General features: G+C 74.8%; 19 protein-coding genes. 9 read left to right on the forward strand and 10 right to left on the reverse strand.

Annotated elements, in window-relative coordinates:
* The 3 genes from WA616_RS06900 to WA616_RS06910 form a co-directional block, all read right to left on the reverse strand.
* On the reverse strand, positions 1–861 hold the full coding sequence (locus WA616_RS06900; RefSeq protein ID WP_336028449.1) for a cytochrome P450: 861 nt from the start codon (positions 859–861) through the stop codon (positions 1–3).
* A 542-nt stretch (positions 862–1,403) separates the two neighbouring features.
* Positions 1,404–1,577, reverse strand: coding sequence for a hypothetical protein (locus WA616_RS06905; RefSeq protein WP_336028452.1), 174 nt, complete (start codon positions 1,575–1,577; stop codon positions 1,404–1,406).
* A gap of 76 nt (positions 1,578–1,653) precedes the next feature.
* A complete protein-coding gene (locus WA616_RS06910; protein ID WP_336028453.1) occupies positions 1,654–2,046 on the reverse strand; it encodes an ATP-binding protein in 393 nt (130 codons plus the stop codon).
* A gap of 203 nt (positions 2,047–2,249) precedes the next feature.
* Here WA616_RS06910 and WA616_RS06915 point away from each other — a divergent pair, with 203 nt between their 5' ends.
* On the forward strand, positions 2,250–2,684 hold the full coding sequence (locus WA616_RS06915) for a hypothetical protein (protein ID WP_245794635.1): 435 nt from the start codon (positions 2,250–2,252) through the stop codon (positions 2,682–2,684).
* Positions 2,685–2,697: 13 nt separating this feature from the next.
* On the opposite strand, the gene hrpA is transcribed toward WA616_RS06915, so the two are convergent.
* Complete coding sequence (gene hrpA / locus WA616_RS06920; protein WP_336028457.1) at positions 2,698–6,651, reverse strand: ATP-dependent RNA helicase HrpA; 3,954 nt, start codon at positions 6,649–6,651, stop codon at positions 2,698–2,700.
* 258 nt (positions 6,652–6,909) lie between these two features.
* On the opposite strand from hrpA, the gene WA616_RS06925 reads away from it, so the two are divergent.
* Both WA616_RS06925 and WA616_RS06930 read left to right on the forward strand, forming a co-directional pair.
* Positions 6,910–7,413 carry a MarR family winged helix-turn-helix transcriptional regulator gene (locus WA616_RS06925; RefSeq protein ID WP_336028458.1) on the forward strand — a complete coding sequence of 168 codons (504 nt, stop codon included), beginning with the start codon at positions 6,910–6,912 and terminating at the stop codon, positions 7,411–7,413.
* On the forward strand, positions 7,410–9,197 hold the full coding sequence (locus WA616_RS06930; protein ID WP_073421191.1) for an MDR family MFS transporter: 1,788 nt from the start codon (positions 7,410–7,412) through the stop codon (positions 9,195–9,197). The genes WA616_RS06925 and WA616_RS06930 overlap by 4 nt, the downstream gene beginning before the upstream one ends.
* A gap of 176 nt (positions 9,198–9,373) precedes the next feature.
* On the opposite strand, the gene WA616_RS06935 is transcribed toward WA616_RS06930, so the two are convergent.
* Together WA616_RS06935 and WA616_RS06940 are read right to left on the reverse strand one after the other, a co-directional pair.
* Positions 9,374–10,549 (reverse strand): zinc-dependent alcohol dehydrogenase, encoded by a 1,176-nt coding sequence (locus tag WA616_RS06935; RefSeq protein WP_336028461.1) that lies wholly within the window; start codon positions 10,547–10,549, stop codon positions 9,374–9,376.
* Positions 10,546–11,013 carry a hypothetical protein gene (locus WA616_RS06940; protein ID WP_336028463.1) on the reverse strand — a complete coding sequence of 156 codons (468 nt, stop codon included), beginning with the start codon at positions 11,011–11,013 and terminating at the stop codon, positions 10,546–10,548. Before WA616_RS06940 ends, WA616_RS06935 begins: the two co-directional genes overlap by 4 nt.
* Before the next feature lie 94 nt (positions 11,014–11,107).
* On the opposite strand from WA616_RS06940, the gene WA616_RS06945 reads away from it, so the two are divergent.
* Positions 11,108–12,898: an acyl-CoA dehydrogenase gene (locus tag WA616_RS06945; protein WP_336028465.1), complete on the forward strand. Its 1,791-nt coding sequence runs from the start codon at positions 11,108–11,110 to the stop codon at positions 12,896–12,898.
* A gap of 79 nt (positions 12,899–12,977) precedes the next feature.
* Here WA616_RS06945 and WA616_RS06950 read toward each other — a convergent pair whose 3' ends face one another.
* Positions 12,978–13,148 (reverse strand): hypothetical protein, encoded by a 171-nt coding sequence (locus WA616_RS06950; RefSeq protein WP_175562901.1) that lies wholly within the window; start codon positions 13,146–13,148, stop codon positions 12,978–12,980.
* 201 nt (positions 13,149–13,349) lie between these two features.
* Here WA616_RS06950 and WA616_RS06955 point away from each other — a divergent pair, with 201 nt between their 5' ends.
* Together WA616_RS06955 and WA616_RS06960 are read left to right on the forward strand one after the other, a co-directional pair.
* Complete coding sequence (locus WA616_RS06955) at positions 13,350–14,867, forward strand: MFS transporter (protein WP_336028467.1); 1,518 nt, start codon at positions 13,350–13,352, stop codon at positions 14,865–14,867.
* 95 nt (positions 14,868–14,962) lie between these two features.
* Positions 14,963–16,009, forward strand: coding sequence for a YihY/virulence factor BrkB family protein (locus WA616_RS06960; protein ID WP_336028468.1), 1,047 nt, complete (start codon positions 14,963–14,965; stop codon positions 16,007–16,009).
* A gap of 55 nt (positions 16,010–16,064) precedes the next feature.
* On the opposite strand, the gene WA616_RS06965 is transcribed toward WA616_RS06960, so the two are convergent.
* Complete coding sequence (locus WA616_RS06965; RefSeq protein ID WP_336028469.1) at positions 16,065–16,769, reverse strand: hemerythrin domain-containing protein; 705 nt, start codon at positions 16,767–16,769, stop codon at positions 16,065–16,067.
* A 140-nt stretch (positions 16,770–16,909) separates the two neighbouring features.
* Between WA616_RS06965 and WA616_RS06970 the strand changes: the two genes are divergently transcribed.
* The 3 genes from WA616_RS06970 (at position 16,910) to phaZ (ending at position 20,740) form a co-directional block, all read left to right on the forward strand.
* Complete coding sequence (locus WA616_RS06970) at positions 16,910–18,091, forward strand: acyl-CoA dehydrogenase family protein (RefSeq protein ID WP_073421184.1); 1,182 nt, start codon at positions 16,910–16,912, stop codon at positions 18,089–18,091.
* A gap of 74 nt (positions 18,092–18,165) precedes the next feature.
* Positions 18,166–19,935, forward strand: a complete 1,770-nt coding sequence (locus tag WA616_RS06975; protein WP_336028471.1) for a PHA/PHB synthase family protein — start codon at positions 18,166–18,168, stop codon at positions 19,933–19,935.
* Positions 19,936–19,939: 4 nt separating this feature from the next.
* Positions 19,940–20,740, forward strand: a complete 801-nt coding sequence (gene phaZ / locus WA616_RS06980) for a poly(3-hydroxyalkanoate) depolymerase (protein WP_336028473.1) — start codon at positions 19,940–19,942, stop codon at positions 20,738–20,740.
* 7 nt (positions 20,741–20,747) lie between these two features.
* Here the strand turns inward: phaZ and WA616_RS06985 are convergent, their stop codons facing one another.
* Both WA616_RS06985 and WA616_RS06990 read right to left on the reverse strand, forming a co-directional pair.
* A complete protein-coding gene (locus WA616_RS06985) occupies positions 20,748–22,160 on the reverse strand; it encodes a hypothetical protein (RefSeq protein WP_336028476.1) in 1,413 nt (470 codons plus the stop codon).
* 106 nt (positions 22,161–22,266) lie between these two features.
* Positions 22,267–24,936: a putative bifunctional diguanylate cyclase/phosphodiesterase gene (locus WA616_RS06990; RefSeq protein ID WP_336028478.1), complete on the reverse strand. Its 2,670-nt coding sequence runs from the start codon at positions 24,934–24,936 to the stop codon at positions 22,267–22,269.
* Positions 24,937–24,950 lie beyond the last annotated feature (14 nt).

The following is a 24,950-nucleotide window of genomic DNA, read 5'->3' on the forward strand; positions in this document are numbered from 1 at the left end:
TCAGCGCAGGGCGACCGGCAGGGTCGCCCAGCGGCGCAGCGTCCGCAGGTCGCGGCGCACCGGCGTCCCGGCCACCCGCAGCCGCGGGAAGCGCTCGGTGAGCACCTGCAGGCCCACGGTGCCCTCCAGGCGGGCCAGCCCGGCGCCCAGGCAGTAGTGGACGCCGCCGGAGAAGGCCAGGTGGTCGCGGGCGTTGGGGCGGGTGACGTCGAACCGCCCCGGGTCGGCGAAGACGGCGGGGTCGCGGTTGGCCGCGCCGAGCAGCACGGTGACGCGGGTGCCGGCCGGCAGCGGGACGCCGGCGAGCTCCGCGTCCCGGGTCAGGCTGCGGCCGGTGAGCTGCACGGGGCTGTCGGCGCGCAGCACCTCCTCGACGGCGCCGTCCCAGCCGGCGGGGTGCTCCCGCAGCGCGTCCCACTGGTCGCGGTGGGCGTCGAGCAGCACGACGGCGTTGCCGAGCAGGTTGACCGTCGTCTCGAAGCCGGCGCCGAGCAGCAGCATCACGGTGGCGTGCAGCTCGCGCTCGCTCAGCGCCTCGTCGCCGTCCAGCGTCACCAGGCGGCTGACCAGGTCGTCGCCGGGGTCGGCGCGCAGCCGGGCGAAGTGGCCGCGCAGGAAGGCGTGCATGGCGCGCAGCCCGCGCTCCGCGGCGAGGTAGCGGCGCGGGGACAGGCCGGCGTCGAGGGTGGCGGCGGCCGCGGCGCCCCAGCGCAGGAAGTCCTCGCGCCGGTCGGCGGGGACGGCGAGCAGGTCGGCGATGACGAGCACCGGCAGCTGCGCGGCGTAGGCGCCGACGAGGTCGACGACGCCGTCGCGGCCGGCGAGGTCGTCGAGCAGCGCCTCGGCGGTGCGCCGGACCATCGGCGCGGAGGCGAGCGTGGCGCGCGGGGTGAAGGCGCGGCCGACCAGGCGGCGGAAGCGGGTGGTCGGGCGGGTCGGTGACCAGCATCGACGGCGGCTCGGCCACGCCCGTGGCGTCGAGCTCGTCGCCCAGCCGCAGGGCCCAGCGGATGGGTGCCGGCGCCTGCGAGCGGTCCCAGCCCACGCCTGCGGCGTCGGAGCGCAGCACGGCGGCGGCCACGGCGTGCGAGGTGGTCACCGGCCCCAGCGCGCCGGCGGTGACCGGCCCGCGGTCGCGCAGCCGCTCGTGGAGGTCGTACGGGTCCTCGCGGGCGGCCGGGTCGCGCAGCAGGCGGGCGAGGGGGTCGCCGCGGCGGGCGGCCCGGGAGAGGTACACCGCCGGGAGGCCGTGCCGCACGGCGTAGCGGGCCGCGGTGCGCACCGGGCGCAGCAGTGGCGACCGCGGCGGCTCGGCGGGGACGGCCGGGGCCGGGCGCGGGGACGTCGTCGTCATGGGCACCTCCCGCCCGGCGCTCGCCGGGCGGGAGGCAGTGTCGCAGGACCTACCGGTCGGTGTCGGACGGCTCGGGGGCCTGGCTCGCGTCGCCGTCCCAGTCCTTGCCCGCCTTGTAGGCGTGACCGGAGGCGCTGTCGGTCTGGTCGGCGACGGCCTCCACCATCTCCTCGTCGGACAGGCCCTCGCCGGCTGCCTCGGTGTGGCTGGTGGGCTCGCTCATCACGTCTCCTCCGTCGGACGGCATCGGTCTCCCCAGCCCTCCCCGGGGAGCCGCCGGGGCAAACGCGCGGTGCGTCTCAGCCCGCCGACCGGGAGTCCAGGACGAACCACACCCGCTTGCCGTCGCCGGCGTCCTCGACGCCCCAGTCGTTGGCGATGGCCGCGACGATCTGCATGCCGCGGCCGCGCGGCTGGTCGCCGCGCAGCTCGCCCACCACGGGGCGGACGGCGCTGCCGTCGGCGACGGCGACCCGCAGCCAGCCGTCGGAGTACTCGAGCTCCAGGGAGAGCACGGCCTCTCCCTCGACGTGGTCGACGACGTTGGCCACGAGCTCGGTGACCAGCAGCTCGACGTCGCCCGCGTCCTGCGGGGCCCGCCAGGCGCGCAGCACCTCCCGTGCGACGTGGCGTGCCACGGGCACGCTCCGGGGGGACGGTGGCAGGTCCACCCGGGCGGTGAGCGTCGACATCGGTCTCCCTGGAACGGCACCGGACCGACACGGAGCAGTCTCGGTTGTGCACTATCGGATCGGGGACGACCCTCCCAGGTCGGCGGCCGGTGTGCAACCACCCCTTGCGTGTCACGCGTGTTGCACGCAACGCCCGTTCAACAAGGTAGTGTGCAACCGTTCCCGGTGGAGCAGACCGCCGGGGAGGACGCGGGAGGACGACCGTGGCAGGACCGCAGCAGCTTCCGGTGGAGCCGGAGCAGACCGGACCGCAGGACGACGGGCGCGAGCGGGACACCGCGCTGGCCGCGCTGCAGGACCTGGTGCGCGAGATCGACCGCTGCGCCGTCGAGCTGCAGGGCGCGCGCGAGCGCGCCGAGCTCCTGCTGGCCGAGCGCCGCACCGGGCGGGCGTGGCTCGACATCGTCAGCGCCGAGGCCCGGCCGCTGGTCGTCGAGCGGATCACCACGGTGCTGTCGGCCCTCGCGGGCGCGGGCTCCGCCTGGCGCCGCGCGCAGGCCCGCGCCCTGCAGGACGAGCAGGTGAGCATCAACCGCATCGCCGCCCTGTTCGGCGTCACCCGGCAGCGCATCTCCGCGCTGCTGCGCGAGCCGGCGTCGGACCCCGTGCCGGACCCGGACGCCGCGCCCCCGGCCTGAGCGCCGGGGCGGTCTACGCCGTGAGCGCGTCGATCGCCTTGTAGAGCCGCTGCTCCGACACCGGGCGGGGCGTGCCGATCTGCTGCGCGAACAGCCCGACGCGCAGCTCCTCGACCATCCACCGGATGCGGGTGACCGGGTCGTCGGGGGCGCCGGTGGGCGGCACCTCGCGGCGCAGCTGCTCGTACTCGGCGGTCACGGCGGCGACCTGGTCCGTCCAGAGGGCGTCGCGCACCGCGTTGGCCGGCAGCTTCTCCAGCCGGTAGGCCATGGCCCTCAGGTAGCGGACCAGGTCGGGCAGCCGCCGCCGGCCGGCATCGGCGACGAAGCCGCGGTGCAGCAGGCCGCCCATCTGCCGGCGCAGGTCGGCGACGGCCGCCTCGGGCACCCACCGGCCGGGCGCCGCGCCGATCGCGACGGCGACCTCGCGGGCCTGGGTGAGCACCGCCTCGACCCGCCGGACGGTGTCCTGGGTGAGCGGCAGCAGCTGCTCCTTCGCCGTCGCGACCAGCGCGGCGAAGGCCGCCCCGTCGCGCGGCGGCCCGCCCGCGGCGGCGACCAGTTCGTCGGCGGCGGCGTCGACGCAGTCGTCGACCAGCGCCGGGATCTCGCCGTCGGGGTTGAACTGCAGGGCCAGCCGGCTCCTCGGTGACAGCCCCTTGACCACCTGCCGGGTGGGCGAGCCCGCCACGAGCACGAGCAGCCGGCGGGCGCCGCGCCAGGACAGGCGCGCGGCCTCGGCCTCGGTGGAGACGACCCGCACGCCGACGGTGGCGCCCTCGTCGACCAGCGCCGGGTACGCGGTGACCGCGTGCCCGCCGCGCCGCACCTCGACGGTGCGCGGCAGCTCGCCGATCGTCCAGGCCGTCAGCCCGGTGCGTTCGACGTCGGAGGCGGCCGCGGCGAGGCTCGCCCGCGCCTGCGGGGCGACCTCGCGGCGCAGCGCCTGCAGGTCCTTGCCGGTGGCCAGCGCGCGCTGCCGGTCGTCGACCACGCGGAAGGTCGCGCGCAGGTGGCCGGGGACCTGCGCCGGCTGCCAGGCGTCCGGCGGGACGACGACGGCCGCCGCGCGCCGCAGCTCGCGCTCCAGGGCCGGCAGCAGCGGCTCGGTGGGGGCGATGCGCGGCAGCACCTCGCGGACCCGGTCGGGGATCGGCACGAGCGCGCGCCGGAGCTGCTTGGGCAGCGTGCGGAGCAGCGCCGTCACCAGTTCCTCCCGCAGTCCGGGGACGGTGAAGGCCAGCGACTCCCCCGACGTCTGCTCGACCACGGAGTCGAGGACGGCGAGCGGGACGTCGACGGTGACGCCGTCCTCCGGCGCCCCGGGCGCGAAGGCGTAGGACAGCGGCAGGGTCAGCCCCTGGGTGAGCGGCACCTCGTCCGGGAAGTCCTCGACGCGCACCTGCCCTGCGGCGGCCGCGTCGGTGAGCATCTCGGGCGTGAGGGTGAGCAGGTCGGGGGTGCGCTGGCGCGCGGTCTTCCACCAGCGGTCGAAGTGCCGGGTGGAGACGACGTCGGCCGGGACGCGCGCGTCGTAGAGCTCGAACAACGTCTCGTCGTCGACCCGGATGTCGCGCCGCCGGGCGCGCTCCTCCAGCTCGGCCACCCGCTCCAGCGCGCGCTGGTTGTCGGCCCAGAACCGGTGGTGCGTCGTCCACTCACCCTGGACGAGCGCGTGCCGGATGAACAGCTCACGGGAGACGACCGGGTCGATCGAGCCGTACTGCACGCGCCGGCCGACCACGAGCGGGATGCCGTACAGGGTGACCCGCTCGGTGGCGACGACGGAGCCGCGCCTGGCGTCCCACCGCGGCTCGGAGTACTCGCGGGAGACCATGTGGCCGGCCAGCCGCTCGACGTCCTCGGGGTCGACGCGCGCGACGGTGCGGGCGAACAGCCGGCTGGTCTCGACCAGCTCCGCGGCCACCACCCAGCGCGGCGGCTTCCTCGCCAGCGGGGTGCCGGGCGCGATGACGAACCGGGCGCCGCGGGCGCCGAGGTACTCGCGGCCGCCGCGCCGCCGGTCGCCGTCCTTCCGCTTCTCCTCCAGCTGGAGGCCGACCTGGGACAGCAGCCCGGCGAGCAGCGCGGTGGAGACGCCGCGCTCGTCGGGCTCGGCGGCGAGGGCGCCGACGGTCATGCCGAGGCGGCGGGCGGTGCCGCGCAGCTGGCCGTGCAGGTCCTGCCACTCGCGGATGCGCACGTAGTGCAGGAACTCGCGCTTGACCGTCTTCCGGAACTGGCTGCCGGAGAGCGCGTCCTGCTGCTCGGTGAGGTACCGCCACAGGTTGAGCAGCGCGAGGAAGTCGGAGTGCTCGTCGGCGAACCGGGCGTGCATCTGGTCGGCGGCCTGCTGGTGCTCGGCGGGACGCTCGCGCGGGTCCTGGATCGTCAGGCCCGCGGCGATGACGAGGACCTCCTCGAGCACGCCGCGGCGGTCGGCCTCGACGACCATGCGACCCAGCCGCGGGTCCAGGGGCAGCTGGGCGAGCGCCCGGCCGGTGTCGGTGAGCCGCCCGTCCTCCAGTGCCCCGAGCTCCTCGAGCAGGGCGCGGCCGTCGGTGACGGCGCGGCGGTCGGGCGGGTCGACGAACGGGAAGTCCTCCACCGCGCCGAGGTCGAGCGCGGCCATCTGCAGCAGCACCGAGGCGAGGCTGGTGCGCAGGATCTCCGGGTCGGTGTACTCCGGCCGGCCCTCGAAGTCCTCCTCGGTGTAGAGCCGGATGGCGATGCCGTCGGCGACGCGGCCGCAGCGCCCCGAGCGCTGCCGCGCGGAGGCCTGGCTGATCGGCTCGATCGGCAGCCGCTGCACCTTCGTGCGCGCGCTGTAGCGGGAGATGCGGGCGGTGCCGGGGTCGACGACGTAGCGGATGCCCGGCACGGTCAGCGACGTCTCGGCCACGTTGGTGGCCAGCACGATGCGCCGGCCGGTGTGCGGCTGGAAGACGCGGTGCTGGTCGGCGGCCGACAGGCGCGAGTAGAGCGGCAGCACCTCGGTGCCGGGGAAGCGCTCGGTGAGCACGTCGGCGGCGTCGCGGATCTCCCGCTCGCCGGCGAGGAACACGAGGACGTCGCCGGGGCCCTCGGCGGCCAACTCCTCGACGGCGTCGCCGATGGCGGTCACCTGGTCGCGGTCGGGGTCGGCTGCCCCGTCCCCCGCCCGCCCGTCGGGGTCGAGGACGGGCCGGTAGCGCACCTCGACCGGGTAGGTGCGGCCGCTGACCTCGACCACGGGCACCTCGGCGCCGTCGAGGCCGAAGTGCTTCGCGATCCGCTCGACGTCGATGGTGGCCGAGGTGATGACGACCTTGAGGTCGGGACGGCGCGGCAGCAGCTGGGCGAGGTAGCCCAGCAGGAAGTCGATGGTGAGGCTCCGCTCGTGCGCCTCGTCGACGATGATCGTGTCGTACTGCCGCAGCAGCCGGTCGTGGGCGATCTCGGCGAGCAGGACGCCGTCGGTCATGAGCTTGACCGAGGTGGCGTCGCCGACCTGGTCGGTGAAGCGCACCTTCCACCCGACCGCGCCGCCGAGCGGGGTCTCCAGCTCCTCGGCGATCCGCTCGGCCACCGTGCGGGCGGCGATCCGCCGCGGCTGGGTGTGGCCGATGCGGCCGCGCACGCCGCGGCCGAGCTCGAGGGCGATCTTGGGCAGCTGGGTGGTCTTGCCCGAGCCGGTCTCGCCGGCGACGACGACGACCTGGGACTCGCGCAGGGCGGCGGCGATGTCGTCGCGCCGGGCGCTGACGGGCAGCCCCTCGGGATAGGTGACCGCGGGCACGGCGGCGCGGCGGCGGGCGATGCGCTCTTCGGCGGCGACGACGTCGGCGGTGATCCGCTCCAGTGCCCGCTCGCGGGCCGCGGCGTCGCGGGTGCGGCGCAGCCCCTCCAGGCGGCGGCCGAGACGGTGCTCGTCCTCGAGGGTCAGCGCGGCCAGCCGGGACCGGAGGTCCGGGAGGGTCGCGGTCACGGCGGTGCTCGGCTCCATCCATCGAGAGAGGGCCCGGTGCGGGTCGGGTCTCGCCCAGGATCGCACCGGTGGGGCCCGCGCCGTCGGCGTCCGGGGCCGACGGGGTCAACGCCCGCAGGCCGGTGGCTGTTCCTCCTCCGGCACCGCGGGGTACCGGAGTCGCACGGCTCACAGTGCGTGCACGACACAACTGGTTGCATGTACCGCGCAACGGTTTGTACGGTACATGCACCCGTCCCTCCGTCCCGGAGTCCTCCTGTGCCCTCCCCCGCCCTGCCTCCGGCAGGCGCCCGCTCCGCCGAGGTCCGGCGGCTGTCGGAGCAGATGCCGCGCTTCATGCGGCTGGTGCACGCGTTCAAGAGCCAGCAGGCCGCCGGCGACGGCCGTGAGCGCGCCGCGCTGGTGCTGCTGTTCCCGCTGACGCGGATCGGCCCGCTCCGCCAGAGCGCGCTCGCCGAGCTCGTGCACGCCGACCCCTCCACGGTCAGCCGGCACGTCGCCTCGCTCGTCGAGCAGGGCCTCGTGCAGCGCGTCGCCGACGAGACCGACGGCCGAGCCACCCGGCTGGTCGCCACCGACGCCGGCCGCGACGCCGTCGAGCGGCTCGCGCAGGAGCGCGCCACGCAGCTCGAGGCGATGCTCGCCGGCTGGTCCGACGACGACCTCGCCGCCCTCACCGGGCTCTTCGGGCGCCTGCTCGACGACCTCACGGCAGCGCTGCCGTCCCCCTCCGCACTCCCCGTCCCGAGAGAGAAGCCATGAGCCAGACCACCGCCCGCCCCGCCGGCGGGCGCAGCGGCGCCCGCGCCGCGGCGGCAGCACCGGACTCCTCCGGCGCGTTCACCCACCGCCAGATCGTCACGATCCTCGTCGGGCTGATGGTCGCGATGTTCCTCGCGGCCCTCGACCAGACGGTCGTCTCCACCGCCATCCGCACCATCGCCGACGACCTGCAGGGCTACGACCTGCAGGCCTGGGCGACGACGGCGTTCCTCATCACCTCGACGATCGCCACGCCGCTCTACGGCAAGCTCTCCGACATCTACGGCCGACGGCCCTTCTACCTGTTCGCCATCGCCGTGTTCGTCGTCGGCTCGGTGCTGTGCGGCATGGCGACGTCGATGTACGAGCTGGCCGCCTTCCGCGCAGTGCAGGGCATCGGCGCCGGCGGCCTGATGTCGCTCGCGCTCGCGATCATCGGCGACATCGTCCCGCCGCGGGAGCGCTCGCGGTACCAGGGCTACTTCATGGCCGTCTTCGGCACCTCGAGCGTGCTCGGCCCGGTCATCGGCGGCTTCTTCGCGGGCCAGGGCTCGCTGCTCGGCGTCGACGGCTGGCGCTGGATCTTCTACGTCAACGTGCCGCTGGGCGTGCTCGCCTTCGTCGCCGTCTTCCGCGTGCTGCACCTGCCGCACGAGCGCCGCGAGCACCGCATCGACTGGCCGGGCGCGCTCGCGCTCATCACGTTCCTCGTGCCGCTGCTCGTCGTCGCCGAGCAGGGCCGGCTCTGGGGCTGGACCTCGGGCCGCTCGCTCGCCTGCTACGCCATCGGCGCCGTCGGCTTCGTGCTGTTCATCCTGGCCGAGCGCGCCTACCGCGACGACGCCCTGCTGCCGCTGCGCCTGTTCCGCAACCGCAGCTTCTCGGTGGTCGGCGTCGGCAGCGTCGTCATGGGCGCCGGCATGTTCGGCGGGCTGCTGCTCCTGCCGCAGTACCTGCAGATCGTGCACGGCTCCAGCGCCACGGTCGCCGGCCTGCAGATGATCCCGCTGGTCGCGGGCATCATGACCGGCGCGATGAGCTCGGGCATCGCGATCTCGAAGACCGGCCGGTACAAGGTCTTCCCGCTCGTGGGCATCGCGCTGATGACCGGCGCGCTCCTGGCGATGTCGTTCGTCGTCGACGCCGACACCTCGGTGTGGACCCTGGTGCCCTTCATGGTGCTGCTGGGTCTCGGCCTCGGCTTCAACTTCCAGCCGGCGATCCTCGCGGTGCAGAACGCCGTGTCGCCGCGGGAGATGGGCGTGGCCACCTCGTCGGTGACCTTCTTCCGGCAGATGGGCGGCACGATCGGCACCGCCGTCTTCCTGTCGGTGCTGTTCAGCCGGCTGCCGCAGGACATCGGCGACGCCGTCACCTCCGCCGCGGCCTCCGACCCGCGGGTGGCCGAGGCGGTGCAGGGCGGTCAGCTGCCCGCGGGCGGCGACGCGCTCTCGGACACCTCGTTCATCCAGACGCTGCCGTCGTTCCTCGCGGCGCCGTTCAAGACCGGGTTCTCGAACTCGATCGACCTGGTGTTCCTCATCGCCGCGTGCGTGGTGGCCGTCGGGTTCTTCGTGTTCCTGTTCCTGCCGCAGCTGGCGCTGTCGAACAAGTCCGGCATCCAGGCGCGGCAGGCCGGCGAGCAGACCGCCGGCGGCCACGCGGCCGACCACGACGGCGCCGAGCAGGCCGTGCAGTCGGCCGGGGCGTCCGCGCCGACGTCGACCGCCCCGCCCGTCGGCCGTCCCGGCGACGCGGAGACCACCGGCCGCTCCTCCGGCTGACCTCCACGCACCACGAGAGGCCCCTCCCCGCGAGCTGCGGGGAGGGGCCTCTCGCCGTCCCGGGGCCGGATCAACCGTCTCGGCGGTTGATCATCGGACGCGTGCACGCCCCGGCGGCGTGTCGCACCGTGTCCCGTGCACGCAGCCGATGATCAACACGGATCGCCGCCCGCGGGTCAGCCGTGCGGCAGGAAGACCGCGCGCACGCAGCCGTCCTGCTTCTCCTTGAACAGCTCGTAGCCGCGCGCCGCCTCCTCCAGCGGCATGACGTGCGTGGCCAGGTGCTCGGTGACCAGCTCGCCGCTCTCCATCCACTCGAGCAGCCGCGGGATGTAGCGCGGGCCGTGCACCTGGGCGCCGCGCAGGGTGAGGCCCTTGTTCATCACCGCGCCGAGCGGGAACTTGTCCACCATCGCGGCGAAGACGCCGAGCGTGAACACGCTGCCGCCCTTGCGGCACGCCATGATCGCCTCGCGCACCGCCGACGTCCGGTCGGTCTGCAGCCGCAGCTGCTGCTTGACCTGGTCGTAGACGCCCTGCGGGCCGGGGCTGTGCGCCTCCATGCCCACCGCCTCGATGCACACGTCCGGGCCGCGGCCGCCGGTGCGCTCGCGCAGCTCCGCGGCGACGTCGGTGCTCGAGTAGTCGATCACGTCCGCGCCGGCGTGCGTGCGGGCCTGCTCGAGCCGCTCGGGCAGCCGGTCGATGACGACGACCTGCTCCGCGCCCACCAGGGCGGAGATCCGGGCGGCCATCTGACCGACGGCGCCGGCTCCCCACACCGCGACGGTGTCGCCGGGCCGCACGCCGCCCAGGTCGACGCCGGTGAAGGCGGTCGACGCGGCGTCGGAGGCGAACAGCGCCCGGTCGTCGGGGACGCCGTCGGGGACGACGAAGCTGCCGACGTCGGCGAAGGGCACCCGCATGTACTCCGCGTGGCTGCCGGCGTAGCCGCCGACGGCGTGCGAGTAACCGAGGCAGCCGCCGATGGCCTGGCCCCACAGCCCCTCGGTGATGCCCGGGTTGGGGTTGCTGTTGTCGCACAGCGAGTAGAGCTCGTTGCGGCAGTACCAGCAGTTCCCGCAGGAGACGAAGGAGGCGACGACGACGCGGTCGCCCACCCGGCGGTTGCGGACGCCGCTGCCCACCTCGACCACCTCGCCCATGAACTCGTGGCCGATGACGTCGCCGGCGCGCATGAACGGGATGTAGCCGGAGAGCAGGTGCAGGTCCGACCCGCAGGTGGTCGTCCGGGTGATCTTCAGGATCACGTCGTGGTCGTTGAGCAGCTGCGGCTCCGGGACGTCCTCCACCGACAGCTGGTTCACCCCGGTCCAGGTCAGCGCCCTCACAGCAGGCCCTCCTTCCGCGACGCGGCCACCGCGCCGTCGAGCAGCCGGCCACCGGGGGTGTCGGCGCGCTCACCGTGCGGGCGCGGGTCCATCCGGAGCACCTCACCCACCTCCACGAGCTGCTTGGCCTCCCGCAGCGCCTGCCGCAGCCGGCCGAGGTCGTCGTCGGTGGCCGGCCCGCGGAACCGGGCGGCGAGCTCGGTGCCCTTGTCGCCGGGCGCGGGGGTCACCCGCGTCTCGACCCGGTCCCCCAGCGCGGCCAGCGGGGAGGGCAGGTCGGCCAGCCGGTCGGGTGCGGCGAGCACCGTGACCGCGCGCCAGCGCCGCGCGGCGGTGGCCGGGTCGTCCTTGGCCGAGGCGGTGCCGACGCCGGGCAGCCGCACGGACTGCAGCCGCCCGAGCAGCGCCGCCCCCGCGCCGGTGGTCAGGCCGGTGGCCCGGCTGATGAGCTGGTCGAGGTCCATGGCGGACCTGCTACCCGGCCGCGGCCCCGGCCTATCGTGGGCCGGTCGGGCCGCGCGCCCGCCTCTCCCGCCGCCGTCGTCCGTGGAGGCCGTCGTGTCCTCGCTCATCCTGTCCCGCCGCGACCTGGAGTTCCTCCTGCACGAGTGGCTGGAGGTCGAGACGCTGACCAAGCGGCCCCGGTTCGCCGAGCACTCCCGCGAGACGTTCGACGCCGTGATGGAGCTCGCCGAGCAGATCGCCACCGAGCACTTCGCGCCGCACAACCGGAAGGCCGACGAGAACGAGCCCCGGTTCGTCGACGGCCGGGTCGAGATGATCCCCGAGGTCGGGCGGGCGCTCGAGGTCTTCCGCGACTCCGGGATCATGGCCGGGACCTTCGACGAGGAGTACGGCGGCATGCAGCTGCCGCAGACCGTCGGGCAGGCCGCGTTCGCGTGGTTCAAGGCGGCCAACGTCGGCACGTCGAGCTACCCGTTCCTGACCATGGGCAACGCCCGGCTGCTGCTGGCGCACGGCTCGCAGGAGCAGAAGGACCGCTATGTGCGGCCGATGCTGGAGGGCCGCTGGTTCGGCACGATGGCGCTGTCCGAGCCGCAGGCCGGGTCCTCGCTCGCCGACATCACCACCCGCGCCGAGCCCCAGGACGACGGCACGTACCGGCTCACCGGCAACAAGATGTGGATCTCGGCCGGCGACCACGAGCTGACCGAGAACATCGTCCACCTGGTGCTGGCGAAGATCCCCGGCGGCCCGCCCGGCGTGAAGGGCATCTCGCTGTTCGTCGTGCCGAAGTACCTGGTCGCCGACGACGGCTCGGTGGGCGAGCGCAACGACGTCGTCCTGGCCGGGCTCAACCACAAGATGGGCTACCGCGGGACGACGAACACGCTGCTCAACTTCGGCGAGGGCGTGCACACCCCGGGCGGCCGCGCGGGCGCCGTCGGCTACCTCGTGGGCGAGCCCCACAAGGGCCTGTCCTACATGTTCCACATGATGAACGAGGCCCGGATCGGCGTCGGTATGGGCGCCACGGTCCTCGGCTACACCGGCTACCTGCACGCGCTGGAGTACGCGCGCACCCGCACGCAGGGTCGTCCGGCGAGCAACCGGGACGCCTCCTCGCCGATGGTGCGGCTGGTCGACCACCCCGACGTCCGCCGGATGCTGCTGGCCGCCAAGAGCTACGCCCAGGGCGGGCTGGCGCTGGGCCTCTACTGCGCCCGGCTGGTCGACGAGGAGCGGACGGCGGAGACCCAGGAGGAGCGCGAGCGCGCCCACCTGCTGCTCGACACCCTCACGCCGATCGCCAAGGCCTGGCCGTCGCAGTGGGGCCCGGTCGCCGACGACCTGGCCATCCAGGTGCACGGCGGCTACGGCTACACCCGCGACTACCCGGTCGAGCAGTTCTACCGGGACAACCGGCTCAACCCGATCCACGAGGGCACCAACGGCATCCAGGCCCTCGACCTGCTCGGCCGCAAGGTGACGATGCACGGCGGCGCCGGCCTGCGGCTGCTCGCCGAGACCATCGGGGCGACGACGGCGCGGGCGGCCGGCACCCCGTTCGCCGACCTCGCGGCCGACGTCGACACCGCGGTGCGCCGCCTGGTCGAGGTCACCGGCACGCTGTGGGGCACCGGCGACCCGGCGCTGGCGCTGGCCAACGCGAGCGCCTACCTCGACGCCGCCGGGCACACCGTCGTCGCCTGGCTGTGGCTGGAGCAGGCGCTGGCCACCCGCGACGAGACCAGCGACTTCCACGAGGGCAAGCGCACCGCGGCGCGGTGGTTCCAGCGCTGGGAGCTGCCGAAGGTGCACACCTGGCTGGACCTGCTCGAGTCGCTGGACCGCACGGTGCTCGACGCCCCCGAGGCGCACCTGTGACCGCCCCCGGACGCACTCGCGCCCCGCGGCTCCGGAGCGGAGCGGCGGGGCGCGGGTCGTCGCGGGAGGTGCGGCGCGGTCAGGCGGCCTGTGCGACCCCCACGGCCTCGGCACCGGCGGGGGCGGGCGTGGCGGCGCGGGCCGCCCGCTGCTCCTGCTCGTAGCGCGCGGTCGTCGAGGCGCCCATCACGATCACCAGGCCGGTGAGGACCAGGAAACCGACGAGGGCGACAGCGGGCCACAGAACCATCTCGAACTACCCCTTGCTCGTCTCGTCTCGCGCCGCCGGGACCGGGCCCCGCGGCTCGTCGTCTGGGGACTGTGTCCCCAGCCGATCGCCCTCTCAATCGTCGGCACGTGATGTTCACCTGACGGACTGTGATCGGAAGCACAACCGGGCCCGCGCGGAGCCCGGACGGTGCCGAGGGCGGACGCATGGTGTCATCGGGACGTGTCCGCAGGTGCGCAGGCCCGACCACCCGGCACGGCCTCCGGCACCCGCCCGACGCGTCCCGCGCTCCTGGTCCTGACCCTGTCACTGGGTGTCACGACCCTGTCGTTGCTGCAGAGCCTGGTCGTCCCGGTGCTCGGCCCGATCGGCGAGCAGCTCGGCGTCTCGACCGCCGCCGCGAGCTGGGTGCTGACGGCGAACCTGCTGGCGGCGGCGGTGCTCACGCCGGTCCTCGGCCGGCTCGGCGACATCCACGGGGAGCGCCCGGTCGTGCTCGGCGTCCTGGCGGCGGTCGCCGTCGGCACGCTGCTCGCCATCGTCACCCGCTCGCTGCCGCTGCTCATCGTGGCCCGGGTGCTGCAGGGCTCCTCCTACGGCCTGTTCCCCCTGTCGATCAGCCTGCTGCGCCGCGAGCTCCCGCCCGAGCGGCTGAGCGTGGCCATGTCGATCGTCAGCAGCACGCTCGGGGTGGGCGGCGTCGTCGGACTGGTGGCCGCCGGGCTGCTCACCGGCGACGGCGGCGACTACCACCGCCCCTTCTGGATCGGCCTCGGCGTCACCCTCGCCTCGCTGGCGCTGGCCGCCGTCGTGCTGCCGCGCCGCCCGGCGACCGCGACCGGCCGCGTCGACTGGGCCGGCGCGGTCGTCCTCGGTGCCGGCCTGGTGCTCCTGCTGCTGCCGGTCTCGCAGGGCAACGGCTGGGGCTGGACGTCGCCGCTGACGCTCGGCTGCGCCGCCGGCGCGCTTGTGGTGCTCACCGGCTGGGTGCTGCTGCAGCGCCGCCGCGCCGATCCGCTGGTGCGCCCGGCGCTGCTGGCCGACCCGCGGATGCTCGTCCCCAACCTCGCGGGCCTGGCCACCGGCGTCGGGCTGTTCGTCTCCTTCCTCGTGGTCATGCAGTACGTGCAGACCCCGCCCGCGGCCGCCGGCTACGGCTTCGGCGCCCCGGTGCTCGAGGCCGCCGTCGTCTACCTGCTGCCCGGCGGCGTGCTGGGCATCGCCCTGGCCCCGCTGGCCGGCCGGGTCGTCGACCGGATCGGCGCCCTGCCCACGCTGCTCGTCGGCTCGGTCACCGGGCTGGCCGGCTTCCTCGTGCTCGCGCTGGGCCGTGCGGAGCCCGCGTGGGTGGTGGTGGCCGGGCTGCTGTCGCAGGCCTGGGTGACGGTGGCCTACGCCGCGCTGCCGTCCCTGGTGGTCTCGGCGGTGCGCCGCAGCGAGACCGGCGTGGCCAACGCGGTGAACTCCATCGCCCGCTCCACCGGCCAGGCGGTGGGCAGCACGCTCACCGTCGCGCTGCTCGGCGCGGGCCTCGACCCGGCCACCGGCTTCCCCCGCGCCTCGGCGTTCACGGCGGTGTCGCTGCTCGGCGCGGGCGCGGCCGCGGCGGTCGTGCTGGTCAGCGTCGCCGGGATGGTGCAGGCCCGCCGGCGGGGGCCCGGCGAGCCCGACGACCTGGCCGAGGTGGAGCGGGCCTGCGCGCGGGCCGGCGAGTGGTCGCCGATGTCGGGAATCCGCTGAGCGGACACGCCGGGTGATCACCCGGGTGCATGGAACGGGACCGTCCGGGGAATCGATCACCGGAACGCCCACGCTCCCTGCACCGGAGGACCACGATGGCCCGACCCCACGGCTCACGCGCCGCGAGCACCGAGGCGTCGAAGCCGACGCGCTTCTCCGGCAACTCCGCCGGTGATCCCGCGCCGCACGACGACAAGGTGAACTCCACGCGCTTCGACAGCGCCCCCAAGGGCCACGAGCGCACGACCACGACCATGGGCACGGTCAAGCGGACCCTCAAGGAGTTCAGCGAGGACAACCTCACCGACTGGGCCGCCGCGCTCACCTACTACGGCATCCAGGCGCTGTTCCCGGCGATCATCGCGCTGGTCTCGATCGTGGGCCTGCTGACGACGCCCGAGCAGCTGACCAGCGCGCTCACCACGGTCCTGCCGGGGCAGGCGGCCGACACGCTGGGCCCGGTCATCGAGCAGGTCGCCGGCAACCAGAGCGCCGCCGGCATCGGCCTCGTCGTCGGTCTGCTCGGTGCGATCTGGTCGGCGTCGGGCTACGTCGGGGCCTTCACCCGGGCCGCCAACGTCGTCTACGAGACGCCCGAGGGCCGCAAGATCTGGAAGCTCAAGCCGCTGCAGCTGCTGGTCACGCTGATCGGCATCCTGTTCGCCGCCACCATCGTCCTGATGCTGGTGCTCAGCGGCCCGGTCGTCGAGGCCGTCGGCTCGGCCATCGGCCTGGGTGACACCGCCCTGACCGTGTGGAACGTCGTCAAGTGGCCCGTGATCCTGGTGATCCTGGCCCTGATGATCGCCGTCCTCTACTACTCGACCCCGAACGTGAAGCTGCGCGGGTTCCAGTGGGTCAGCCCGGGTGCCGGCGTCGCGATCCTCGTCGCGGTCGTGGCCTCGGCCGCGTTCGCCTTCTACGTGGGCAACTTCGGCAGCTACAACAAGACGTACGGCACGCTGGCCGGCGTCGTCGTCTTCCTCATCTGGTTCTGGCTGATCAACCTGGCGCTGCTGTTCGGCATCGAGTTCGACGCCGAGATGGAGCGGACCAAGGAGATGAAGGAGGGCGTCCCGGCCGCCGAGAAGGAGATCCAGCTCGACGCCCGCGCCGAGCCCAAGGACCGCAACACGAACTGACCGCTGCACCGCAGAGGCCCCCTCCCCGGCCGGGGAGGGGGCCTCTGCAGTGTGGTCAGCGGGCGGTGGGCGGCCCGTCGCCGCGGCGGGCGGGCGGGGTGCGCTCGACGACGCCGGCCACCGCGGCCAGGCCGCGGCTCACGACCTGACCCGCCGGGGCGACGGCGGGCACCCGGCGGACGACGGCGTCGACGGCGTCGCGGCTGCGGTCGAGCAGCGACAGCGGCAGCCCCGAGAGCGCGTTCCCGGGCGGACGGCGGGACACCGTGGGGTGCGCCCGGGTCGGCGAGATGCGGCGCATGACCTCCCAGCGGCGGCCCAGGCGGCGCAGCTCGGCGGCGTCGAGACGCTCCTGCAGGCGGGGGAACATCACGTCCTCCTCGTCGCGGACGTCCTCGCGCAGCACCTGCACCAGCCGGGCGAGCCGGGCCGGGCGCTCGGGGGAGTCGGGCCCGCCCTCCTCGAGGGCGGCGACGAGCTCGTTGACCTCCTGGTGCTCGATCTCGACCCGGCGGGTGATCTCGTCGCCGTCGGGCAGCACGCGGCGGACCACCGGCCACAGCACGGTCTCCTCGGCGAAGGCGTGGCTGAACACCAGCCGGTCGATGCGGGTGAGCACCTCCTCCTGCTGCCGGCCGGTGGTGCCGTCGAGCTCGTGCAGCAGCCGGTCGAGCGCGACGTGGTCGGCGCGCTGGCGCACCAGCACGCTGCCGGGACCGCCGAGCTCGGCCTCGGTCTGGTCGGCGATGGAACGGGGCACGGGACCCTCCTGCGGGGTGTGCGGACGGAATCGTCCGCTCCTGCCCGCCGCCGGCGTCGGCCACACCGGGTTGCCCGGGCGGACGGCGGGTAGGTCGGGCGGACGGGACGCCGCGGTCCCGCTGTCGCCAGGAGGCACCCATGGCAGACCGGCCACCCGTCACGTCGGACTTCTACGACCTCGAGGCGCTGCTCGACGAGCAGGACCGGGCGACGCTGCACCGCGTCCGCGCCTTCATGGACGAGCAGGTGGAGCCGATCATCAACGAGTACTGGACCCGGGCGCAGTTCCCCCGCCAGCTCATCCCCGGCCTGGCCGAGCTGGGCATCGCCGGCGCCCAGTACTCCGGGCACGGCTCCCCCGGCCGGTCCTCGCTGTTCGACGGCATGGTGGCGATGGAGCTCGGCCGCGGCGACCCGTCGGTGGCCACGTTCATGGGCGTCCACGGCGGCCTGGCGATGGGCACCCTGCACCTGTGCGCCTCCGAGGAGCAGAAGGAGCGCTGGCTCCCGGCCATGGCGCGGATGGAGCGGATCGGCGCGTTCGGCCTGACCGAGCCCGAGCACGGCTCCGACGTCGCCCGCGGCATCCAGACCACGGCCCGCCGCGAGGGCGACGAGTGGGTGCTCGACGGGCAGAAGAAGTGGATCGGCAACGGCAGCTTCGCCGACCTGGTCGTCATCTGGGCCCGCGACGTCGAGACCGACCGGGTGCTCGGCTTCGTCGTGGAGACGCCCACGCCGGGCTTCTCCGCCGTCGACCTCGAGGACAAGATCGCGCTGCGTGCGGTGCAGAACGCCCACATCACCCTCGAGGGGGTGCGCGTGCCGGAGGAGAACCGCCTGCAGGACGCGAACTCCTTCCGCGACACCGCGAACGTGCTGCGGGCGACGCGGGTCAGCGTGGCGTGGTCGGCGGTGGGCTGCTCGCGCGGCGCCTACGAGCACGCGCTGCGCTACGCGATGGACCGCGAGCAGTTCGGCCGGCCGATCACCTCGTTCCAGCTGGTGCAGGACCTGCTGTTCCGGATGCTCGGCAACATCACCGCCTCCGCGGCGCTGTGCGCCCGGGCCTCCCAGCTGCAGGACTGCGGGATGCTGCGCGACGAGCACGCCTCGATGGCCAAGGGCTACAGCACCATGCGGATGCGCGAGACCGTCGGCTGGGCCCGCGAGCTGATGGGCGGCAACGGGATCCTGCTGGAGAACCACGTGGGCCGGTTCGTCGCCGACGCCGAGGCGATCTACTCCTACGAGGGCACCCGCGAGGTGAACAGCCTGATCGTCGGGCGGGCGGTGACGGGCCGCAGCGCGATCGCCTGAGCGTCCGTGTGCCGGACCGCGCCGCCTGTGCTTGGGTGAACCAGGTCACAGGCGTCGATCCCCAGGAGTCCGGGATGACCACCACCGCCGCGCGTCCCTCCCCCGACGGCCCCCGTCCCCGGCCGGCCCCGGCCGCCGCGGACGCCGGCGGCGCGACCTCCGCCGAGGAGGCGGCCTCGGAGGCCGTCACCGGCCTGGACATGGTCCTCGTCGACGCCGCCCGCGGGCCACTGCGGCGGATGGTCCCGCCGGTCCGCACGCTCGGGGCGCTCGGCGCGGCGCTGGTCCGGAAGCCCGACGCCGTCACCGGCCGGGGCGGCGAGCTGGTCCGTGAGCTCGGCCGGATCGCGGTGGGCCGCTCGGAGGTGGCGCCCTCGCCGAAGGACCGCCGCTTCGCCGACCCGGCGTGGACCGGGAACCCGTTCCTGCGGATCCCGATGCAGGCGCACATCGCCGCCGCGCGGGCGGCCGCGGGCATCGTCGACGACGTCGACCTCGGCTGGCAGGACGACGAGCGGATCCGCTTCGCCCTGACCAACGTCGTCGACGCGCTGGCGCCGAGCAACGTGCCGTTCCTCAACCCGCTGGCGCTCAAGGCGGTCATCGACACCGGCGGGCGCAACCTGGTCACCGGGGCGCGCCGGTTCGTCTCCGACGTGCTGTCCCCGCCGCGGGTGCCTTCGATGGTCGAGCCCGACGCGTTCACCGTCGGGGAGGACCTCGCCGTCACCCCGGGCGCCGTGGTGCTGCGCACCGACGTGTTCGAGCTGATCCAGTACCGGCCGTCGACGGAGACGGTGCGCAGCGTGCCGCTGGTCGTCGTCCCCCCGACGATCAACAAGTACTACGTCACCGACCTCGCACCCGGCCGCAGCATCGTGGAGAACTACGTCGCCGCGGGCCAGCAAGTCTTCATGATCAGCTGGCGCAACCCCGACGAGCGACACGCCGACTGGGGCCTGGACACCTACGGGCAGGCCGTCCTCGACGCGATGGACGCCGCCGCGCGCATCACCGGCAGCGAGCCGGTGTCCCTCCAGGGGTTCTGCAGCGGCGGGATCATCCTCGCGATGGTGCTCGCGCACCTCGCTGCGACCGGCCGCCTGGGCCGGGTGGCGGCAGCGAGCTTCGCCGTCACCGTCCTGGACTGGGCGAAGGCCGGCACGGTCGGCGCGCTCATGGACCCGGAGGCGGTCAGGGAGGCCACGGAGAAGTCGCGGAAGAAGGGCTACCTCGACGGCGCGATGCTCGCCGAGGTGTTCGCCTGGCTGCGGCCCAACGACCTGGTGTGGAACTACTGGGTCAACAACTACCTGCAGGGCAACCCGCCGCCGGCCTTCGACATCCTCTACTGGAACGCCGACACCACGCGGATGAGCGCGGCGCTGCACCGCGACTTCATCGAGGTCGCCGTCGGCAACGGGCTGACGACGCCCGGCGCGACGACGATGCTCGCCACGCCGGTCGACCTGTCCACGGTCGACGTCGACACCTACGTCACCGCCGGGATCGCCGACCACCTCTGCCCCTGGCAGTCCTGCTACCGCACCACGCAGCTACTCGGCGGGGACAGCCGGTTCGTGCTGTCCACCAGCGGCCACATCGCCTCGCTGGTCAACCCGCCGGGCAACCGCAAGGCGTCGTTCCGGGTGGCCCCCGAGACGCCCGCGGACCCCGAGCGGTGGCTCGCCTCGGCGCAGGAGGAGAAGGGCTCGTGGTGGCCGGACTTCACCGCCTGGCTGGGCGAGCGGTCCGGCGCGGAGGTGCCGGCGCCGCAGGAGCTGGGCAGCGCCGACCTGCCCGTGCTCGGGGACGCGCCGGGGACCTATGTCTTCGACAAGTGAGGTCGTGCGCACGCTGACCGTCGGCGGGCGCACGCTGCGGGTGGCCGAGCGGCGCGGCGACGGGTCCGGGCCCCCGCTGGTGCTCATGAACGGCATCGGGGCGAGCCTGGAGGTGCTGCAGCCCTTCGTCGACGCGCTCGACCCGCGCCGGACCATCGTCCGCTTCGACGTCCCCGGGGTGGGCGGCTCCCCCGCGCCCGTGGTGCCCTACGTGCTCGCCACGCTGACACCGGTGGTGTCGGGGCTGCTCCGGCGGCTGGGCCACGACGGGCCGGTCGACGTGCTGGGCCTGTCCTGGGGCGGCGGGCTGGCGCAGCACTTCGCCGTCCAGCACCGGCGCCGGTGCCGCCGGCTGGTGCTGGCCGCCACCGGCACCGGGTCGCTCATGGTGCCGGCGTCGCCGCGGGTGCTCTTGCACATGCTCACGCCGCGGCGGCACCGCGACCCGGCCTACGCCGAGCGGGTCGCCGGGACGATCTACGGCGGCTCGGTGCGCACCGACCCCGCGCGGGCGGCCCGGGCCCTGCACGCCGAGACCCGGCTGGGCCCGCAGCGCGGGTACTACTACCAGCTGGCGGCGAGCGCGGGCTGGAGCAGCCTGCCGTTCCTGTCGCTCATCCGGCAACCGACGCTGGTGCTCTGCGGCGACGACGACCCGATCATCCCGACGGTCAACGCCCGCATCCTGGCCCGCGGCATCCCGCGCGCCCGGCTGCACCTCTACGCCGGCGGGCACCTGGCGCTGGTCACCGAGGCCAGCGAGCTCGCCCCCGTGGTGGACGCCTTCCTCGACGCCCCGGACTGAGCACGGTTCAGAGGCCGCAGCTGCCGCCGCCGTCGACGAAGCCCTGGCGGAAGGAGTCGACGAGCTGGAAGCCCGATAGCCCGGAGTCGGGGACGACGGCGGGGTCGGTCGCGTACTGCAGCAGCACGACGGCGGCCTCGTCGACGTCGCCCGGCGAGATCGCCAGCTGCGCCGCGTCGATCTCGCCGAGGTACATCTCGCGCGCGAGCCAGCCGGTGGCGCAGACGGCGCTGGTGACGGCGTCGGTGCCGGTGACCGGCAGGCCGCGCTGCTCGCGCACCGACAGCGCGTAGGGCAGCCCGAGCAGCGTGGTGACGGCGAAGTCGCCCACCTCGTCGTAGGCCGGCTCGAGCAGCCCCGCGGCGTCGTAGCGGACCGATCCGTCCTCCGGGCAGAACTGCAGGTCCAGCTCGGCGCCCCCGCCGCCGCACACCATGCCCGCCCCGTCGGCCGCGCGGACCTCGGGCTCGTCCAGCGCCCCGCCCAGTGCCCCGGTGCCCGGGAAGCCCGCGGTCACCGCCTGCTGCCAGAAGGCGTCGAGGACGTCGTCGGTGGTGTCCAGGATCTGCTCGTAGGGCAGGTCGCCGCTGCCGTCGGAGGAGTCGGACTCCTGCTCGGTGAACACCCGCGCCTCGTCGAAGGCGGCGCACGCCTGCGGCCCGTCGGCGTACCCCTCCTGGAACGCCGACAGCTGGTCGAACAGCGAGCCGTGCGCGTCCTCGGCGTCGGGCGAGGTGCCCACCGCGTCGCCGAAGTACAGGTAGCCGAGCAGGTAGGGGTCGAGCTCCTTCGGCTGGACCGCGAAGTGCCGCGACCGCCCCTCGACCACCCAGCGCGTCCACCCGCCGGCGAAGCACTCCGCCTGGGTCTCGGCGACGATCGACGGGTCGTCGAGACCGGCGTGCGCCTGCACGGCGTGCGCGATCTCGTGCGCCATGACCTCGGCGATCATGAAGGGCCCGTAGTCGCCCGCCAGCTCCTCCAGCCAGGCCCGGTCGTACACGATGACGTCGTCGCCCCCGCAGTAGTAGGCGTTCTCCGCGAGCTCGGCGACGTCCTCGGCGAAGCAGTCGCCGCCGGGCAGGTCGTCGGCGTCGGTCTCGTCGGGGTCGATCGACCAGAAGCCGCCCTCCACCTCGCCGAACGATCCGCCGTAGACCTGCGGGTACGTCTCCTCCCAGTAGGCGAGGACGTCGGCGATGGCGTTGCGGGCGATGCGGTCGGTCTCGCCGCCGGGCTCGGCCAGCCGCACCGGCACGTCGGCGTCCGTGGCGTCGGTGCGCAGGCCGCCGCCCGGCGGGTACGCGGTGCCGACGACGACGCCGGTGCAGCCGGTGAGGGCGACCACCGCGGCGAGCAGCAGCCCCGCGGCGGCGCGGACGGTGCGCCCGGGACCGGTGCGCCCGGGATGGTCACGCACGGGACACCTCCGCTCGGGCCGGTGGGGGGGGCGTCCGGGCCGGCGGCAGGAGGCTCTCCCGGCCGGACGGCCCCGGTCAACCCGCCGCGCGGCGTCCCGGCGGTCCTCAGGCGGACGCGAGGGGAGCGGCGGCGGGCGCGCGCCGCAGCAGGGCGCCGGCCTCCCCCGCCGGCAGCGGGCGGTGGAACAGGTAGCCCTGCGCGTGGTCGCAGCCCTGCGCGCGCAGCCGCTCCAGCTGCGCCGGCTCCTCGACGCCCTCGGCCACCACGGTCAGCCCGAAGGTGTGCGCCGCGCGGATCACCAGCGCCACCAGCTCGCACTGACCGGGGTCCGGCGACGTGACGAAACTCCGGTCGATCTTCAGGGTGTCCGCCGGCATGTGCCGCAGCTGCCCGATCGAGGTGTAGCCGGTGCCGAAGTCGTCGATCGCGATCGAGACGCCCAGCGCCCGCAGCTCCGCGAGGTGGGTCATCGCCACCGGGTCGTCGACGAGCAGGGTCTCGGTGACCTCGAGGACGAGCAGGTGCGCCGGCAGCCCCGACGCGGCGAGCGCGTCGGCGACATCGGCCACGACCCGCCGGTCGGTCAGGTGCCGGCCGGACAGGTTGACCGCGATCGTCGGCTCGGGCTCCCCCGCCGGCACCGGCGACGCGGCCCGCCAGGCGGCGAGCTGCCGGGTGGCCTCGTGCAGCACCCAGCGGTCGACGTCGCAGATGAGCCGGCTGGCCTCGGCCACCGGGATGAACTCGTCCGGCGGCACCAGCCGGCCGTCGCGCTCCCAGCGCACCAGCGCCTCGAACCCGTGCAGCCGCTGGCCCGCGACGTCGACCACCGGCTGGTAGTGCAGCCGCATGCCGCCGTCGGCCAGCGCCGCGCTGATCGCCGCCTCGGTCTCGGCCCGGGCGGCCAGCTGGCGGCGCAGCGCGTCGTCGAAGAGCTCGGCGCGCCCGCGGCCGCGCTGCTTGGCGCGGTGGGCGGCGGTGTCGGCCTCGGCGAACAGCACGTCGGCGTCGGCGCCGCCGTCGCGGCTGACCGCGATGCCGATGCTGGCGCCGACCCGCACCGGCCCGCCCGGGACGTCGACCGGCTCGCTGACCGTCGCGATCAGCCGCTCGGCGAGGTCCACGAGGTCGCGCTCGGTGCCGGCCGGCTCGACCAGCACGACGAACTCGTCGCCGCCCAGCCGGCAGACGACGTCGCCGGGCCGCACCCGGGCCGTCATCCGCGCCGCGACCTCGCGCAGCACGGTGTCGCCGGCGGCGTGGCCGTGGCCGTCGTTGACCGCCTTGAACCCGTCCAGGTCGACGAACAGCAGCCCGGTCGTCTCGCCCGAGCGGCGGGCGCGGTGCAGCGCGGCCGTGACCAGCGTCAGCGCCTGCGCGCGGTTGGGCAGCTCGGTGAGCGGGTCGTGGGTGGCCCGGTGGGCGAGGGCGAACTGCAGCTCCTCGCGCTGCCGGACCGAGGACACGATCTGCTGCACGGAGGCGTGCACGACCTCGCCGAGCGGGCCGGGCAGCGGCCGGTGCAGCAGGGCGTCGTCGAGGTCGCCGCGGGCCACCGCCTGCGCCTGGTCCTGGATCCGGCGCAGGCCGGCGACGGCGTCCCCGAGCGCGGCGGACACGGTGCGCACCTCGCGCGGCCCGGCCACCTCGACCTCGACGAGCTCGCCCTGGCTGATCTGCGTCGCCTGCCCGGCGAGCAGGCCGAGGGAGCGGGCGACGGTGCGGCCCAGCCACCAGGCGCCCAGGCCCGACAGCGCCAGCAGGCCCAGGCCGAGGGCGAGGGTGGTGCGCAGGTCCGCGGCGGCCTCGTCGCGGTCGGCGGCGGCCAGGGACAGCGCACTCGCGACGGCGGTGTCGACCAGCTCGCCGAGCAGGGCGTCCCGGTCGCCGCTGCGGAAGAAGACGTCGGTCGTGCGGGTGATGTCGGAGACCTGCACCTCCGGGCTGTCCGTCGGGGTGAGCAGCCGGTCCATGTCCACCATGAGGTCCGCCCGCTGCACCTCCTGCCAGGCGGTGCGCAGCGAGGGCTGGGACAGCTCGTCCATCTGCCGCTTGGCGTCGGTGTAGGCCAGCCAGCCGGTGTCCCAGGCGAGGCGGGAGCCGATCAGGGCGTTGTCGGAGGCGAAGAGGGACCCGAGGTAGAGCGGCATCTGCCGGCTCGCGTCCTGGGCGAGCTGGGCGACGGTCTGCACGTCCTGCACGGCGCGGACCGTCCGGGCGGGCACGCCCTCGGAGACGGCGGCCGAGGCCGCGGCGCGCTCGGCGGTCATCACCTCGTTGGAGACGTCGAGGTAGCCCAGGTAGATCGACTCGAGCCGCTCGCCTCCGGTGTCGCTGCGGGCACGCAGCCAGGTCAGCGCCTCGGTGACCCGCCCGGCGACCTCGGTGCCGATCGCCCCGTCCGGCACCGCCTGCAGCGCCGTGTCGGTGATCCTGCGGCGCGCCTCGATCGCGTCGAGGGCGGTGGTCCGGACCCCGCCGAGCAGCCAGGGCTGGACGCCGAGCTCCACGGCGGCGGCCGGGTCGTCGATGACGGTGAGTGCGAGCGCCGGGAGGATCTCCTGCTCCACGGCCGCCCGGATGGCGTCGAGCCGGGCGACGGCGCGGACCGCGTCCTCGGCCCGCGCCGCGCTCTCCACCGCGTCCGTCCGCGCGCCGGCGGTGATCGTCGTCAGGACGCCCACGCCGAGGAGCGGGACGGCGACGAGGGCGGTGAGGTGGCACCAGAGGGCGATGCCACGCCGCCGCACCCGGTCCGTCGTCGTGCTCGTCATGCCGTCGACTACGG

Origin of the sequence: Geodermatophilus sp. FMUSA9-8, assembly GCF_037034165.1 — a bacterium.
Lineage (GTDB): Bacteria > Actinomycetota > Actinomycetes > Mycobacteriales > Geodermatophilaceae > Geodermatophilus > Geodermatophilus nigrescens.